This is a genomic window from Spirosoma arcticum, assembly GCF_054779955.1.
On sequence record NZ_BAAGXG010000045.1, the window covers coordinates 1 to 3,573 of the forward strand.

Here is a 3,573-nt window from a genome sequence, read left to right on the forward strand (position 1 = left end):
CAAAGATTGCCTTTGTCTATACGCCCAAACATGGCTCTTGGCTAAACGTAGCGGAGATTGAACTGAGTGTGTTAACCCGGCAGGGCCTAACTCATCGAGTGGCCAGCCTGGCTGAGTTCGAGCAGCAAGTACAGGCATGGGTCAAGCAACGAAACGACAAATTGGCCAAAGTGGACTGGCAGTTCACGGCCGAGGACGCTCGCATTAAACTCAAACGACTCTACCCGTCAACTATCAATGGCTAAAACACTAGTTGACTGTTTTGAGTCAGTCGTTCAATGCGTTTACCATTTTTTTCTTAGTCCGAATTTACGCTACTTTTTATCTTCTGAACCCGTTGGTTTATAATAGTTTTTCCAGCGTCATTCCAGGGGACCATGACTGCCATGGGCCTCATTAGGGCTGAGCATGTTACAGCTTAAATGCGGCCGCTTGTAGTTGTAGAGAAACACCCCCCTCTCCAGTAGATCGTAGGCCTCCTCCAGGCTCCGAACCGGTTGATGACTTAAATACTCCTGCTTGAGAATGCCGTTGATCCGTTCGGCAATGGAGTTCTCCAATGGGTCCGAGTTTTCGGTCATACTAATTCGGATGTGGTAGCTGTCAACGACCTGCACATACTCATCACTGCAATACTGGATACCGCAACGGCGGACCGTCTCGATCACTGTGGTGAATCAACTGCTTGCCCATTCGTTTTGTAATCTGCTTAAGAGCCATTTCCAAGGCTCGTCGACAATGCACCGCTTCCAAAGTAGCAGCCACAGCGAAACCCATGATCCGCCGGGAATAGGCGTCGGTGATCAGTGAAATATACAAATAGCCAGCCTCCGTCAGCCAGTACGTGATGTCGGCGACCCAAACCTGGTTAGGCCGTAGAGTGGTCAAATCTTTAATCAGATTCGGATACTTCCGGAAGCGATGGCGGGAGAAGGTAGTGATCATCTTACGTTGTCTCGTTCTGATTAACAGGTGGTTAGGTTAGCGGCTAATAAATCAAACAAGGAGTCACGTCCTATCTTTATTTCCCTTTCCACCAGTTCTTCTTTCATCAGCTCGTACAGCTTCTTTCCCCCTATTCTGGGGTGGTCGCTTCGAAGTTTCTCAACCAGGCTCAACACCTGCTAATCCCGCTCTTCCCCGTCATTTGACGACTCTTGTGCTGGTAGAACGCCTATCGACTAAAACCAAACAATCCACCGACCCTTCTTAGGCGAAATTGAGGGTAGGTTACTCGCAAGAGTTGGATGGCTTGGTATCGTACTTTTTTTCGATGGCAATGCCCAGCTCCTGCTCGGCAATCCGGATGACAGTGGTGTAGTAGCGTACCTGGATCTGCGATTGCTCGAGTTCTTTCTCTAACTGTTTGACTCGCCCAGCCAACTCGTCGGCTTTGTGGGCCATTTGTTCGACGAGCGTCGGGGGTGGTTGTTTAGCGGCTTGGTTCATGGCTTGCGTACGCTGTTTGTCTTCGAGTCGAACTCGATCCAGCCACTTTCTAACCGTATGCCGAGTAAGAACATTGTATCAGGCCATGGCCTGATCCATCGTCAGTCGGCCCAGGTTGATCTCTTCAACCATCTGACGCATCTTGAGCTCATGCGCCTGAGTACGAAGCAAAAATAAGTGGTCCATCAGCTTGCGGTGATGGTCAACCTATTTTCGGACAAGACACCGGTGAAAACCGCTAATTTGCGTACCTTCAACTCCGGTGATCAGTCCTTGAAGAAGGCGCTTTTCGGCTCGCTGACCCGGGTTGATTAGTTTAACCCGTTCACTGGCTTACCATGAAGATTGGCTACGCCCGCGTTTCCACGGCAGCGGCCGACCACCCAAGATCAAAATCTGGCTCTTTAACTCGATGCGCTGAAAACAACGGGTTGTGACAAAGTATACCAGGAGAAGGCCAGCGGAGTAAAGGTTGAGCGACCTGAATTGGCTAAACTGCTGGAATTGGTTCGGGAAGGCGATACGCTGGTTATCTTGAAGTTGGGCCGGTCTTTGGCACACCTCATCAAGTTAGTAGCCGATCTGGAACAACGCCAGGTAGGGTTGTTAAGCCTCAATGATCCGGTCGATACGACGACGGCTCAGGGACGCCTGGTGTTTCGCATCTTCGCCAGTTTAGCCGAGTTTGAACGGGAAGTAATTCGGGAGCGGACTTTAGCCGGACTGGCTTCGGCCCGTCGACGGGGTCAGTTACTGGGACGTCCCAAAGGCCTGTCAAAAGCGGCTGAGCAGAAAGCACGAATCGCTGAGAGTTTGTACAAAGAAGAAAAGTATTCGGTTGAGCAGATCGCCCGTGAGCTGACGATTTCGAAGACAACACTGTACAAATACCTGCGCCGACGGGGGTGACCATCGGTGTAGCTGCTTAAATCGGCCTCATTGCCCTGTCTGGGGCGATTAGTAACCGGATTTCACGCTTTTTCAACGCTTGATTCGCATTGTTAACTAAGAGGATACATGACTAAAAAGCGCGTTTTTTTTACCGGGGGGGCAGGAAAAGCAGGAAAACACGTCATTCCCTACCTGCTCAACCAAGGCCATAAAGTGATGAATGTAGACCTGACGCCGTTGGATCACCCAGGGGTGGATAATCTGGTCGCTGATATTACGGACTCCGGACAAATGTTCAATGCCCTGAGTTCGTATACCGGCTTAGATGAATTGGAGATCGGTAAGGGCGTACCCAAATTTGATGCGGTCGTCCATTTTGCGGCCGTGCCCAGGATATTACTTAAACCCGATAACGAAACCTTTCGGATCAACACGATGGGTACCTACAATGTGATTGAAGCGGCCGTTAAACTGGGCATTCGAAAGATTATTATTGCTTCCTCCGAGACTACTTATGGGATCTGTTTTTCGGATGGCAAAACCGACCCTAAAATGTTGCCTTTGGAAGAAGATTATGACGTTGACCCCATGGATAGCTACGGATTATCGAAGGTTGTCAATGAACAAACGGCTCGCAGCTTCCAGCGACGGTCAGGCGTTGATATGTATGCCCTTCGTATTGGCAATGTGATTGAACCGCACGAATACGCCCAACTGTTTCCCTATTATTTTACGAATCCTGAAGTGCGACGCCGGAATGCCTTCTGTTATATAGACGCGCGTGACTTGGGACAGATTGTGGATTTATGTCTGGAAAAAGACGGCCTCGGTTATCAGATTTTCAATGCGGGAAACGATCACAACGGGGCCATTCTTTCCAGCCAAGAACTGGCTTCAACGTTCTTCCCTAATGTGCCCCTTAGTCGCGAATTAGGGGAGTATGAGGCCCTGTTTTCAAACCGAAAAATCCGGGAAGTGCTGGGATTTAAAGAACAACATAACTGGCAGAAATATGTGAAATGGGAATCGTAACCAAACCACGAACTTTTGTCAACATTGTATAGCCCCACTACCCCTGGCTTTTCACAGTGTGTCGAGGTTAGACCTTGATTGAAGCAGGCGTCCATGTAAAGAAGCGTGACTGTTGCACAACTCTTTTGGGATGAAAGTACTCTTGAAGTAACCCCTCCCATAAGGGCAAAAAAGAGTCCTCTGGGTGCAAAGCCAACACCT

General features: G+C 49.4%; 5 protein-coding genes and 1 pseudogene. 3 read left to right on the forward strand and 3 right to left on the reverse strand.

Annotated features, from left to right (window positions below; all coding sequences use genetic code 11):
- A pseudogene (locus ACYVHB_RS32665) lies at window positions 1-245 on the forward strand (IS630 family transposase); the annotation flags it as partial.
- Between the two features lie 117 nt (window positions 246-362).
- Here ACYVHB_RS32665 and ACYVHB_RS32670 read toward each other — a convergent pair.
- From ACYVHB_RS32670 to ACYVHB_RS32680, 3 genes are all read right to left on the reverse strand, one after another.
- The gene (locus ACYVHB_RS32670) at window positions 363-668 is read right to left on the reverse strand and encodes an integrase core domain-containing protein (RefSeq protein WP_461056253.1); all 306 of its coding nucleotides are present in this window, start codon (window positions 666-668) and stop codon (window positions 363-365) included.
- Complete coding sequence (locus ACYVHB_RS32675) at window positions 625-945, reverse strand: DDE-type integrase/transposase/recombinase (RefSeq protein WP_461056255.1); 321 nt, start codon at window positions 943-945, stop codon at window positions 625-627. Before ACYVHB_RS32675 ends, ACYVHB_RS32670 begins: the two co-directional genes overlap by 44 nt.
- A gap of 285 nt (window positions 946-1,230) precedes the next feature.
- The gene (locus ACYVHB_RS32680) at window positions 1,231-1,449 is read right to left on the reverse strand and encodes a hypothetical protein (protein WP_461056257.1); all 219 of its coding nucleotides are present in this window, start codon (window positions 1,447-1,449) and stop codon (window positions 1,231-1,233) included.
- A gap of 417 nt (window positions 1,450-1,866) precedes the next feature.
- Here ACYVHB_RS32680 and ACYVHB_RS32685 point away from each other — a divergent pair, with 417 nt between their 5' ends.
- A complete protein-coding gene (locus ACYVHB_RS32685; protein WP_461056259.1) occupies window positions 1,867-2,358 on the forward strand; it encodes a recombinase family protein in 492 nt (163 codons plus the stop codon).
- Between the two features lie 108 nt (window positions 2,359-2,466).
- Window positions 2,467-3,372 (forward strand): NAD-dependent epimerase/dehydratase family protein, encoded by a 906-nt coding sequence (locus tag ACYVHB_RS32690; RefSeq protein WP_461056258.1) that lies wholly within the window; start codon window positions 2,467-2,469, stop codon window positions 3,370-3,372.
- Window positions 3,373-3,573: the final 201 nt, after the last annotated feature.

Coding starts and splice junctions, on each gene's coding strand:
- ACYVHB_RS32675 (WP_461056255.1), bottom strand. CDS start 945: ATGATCACTACCTTCTCCCGCCATCGCTTCCGGAAGTATCCGAATCTG.
- ACYVHB_RS32680 (WP_461056257.1), bottom strand. CDS start 1,449: ATGAACCAAGCCGCTAAACAACCACCCCCGACGCTCGTCGAACAAATG.
- ACYVHB_RS32690 (WP_461056258.1), top strand. CDS start 2,467: ATGACTAAAAAGCGCGTTTTTTTTACCGGGGGGGCAGGAAAAGCAGGA.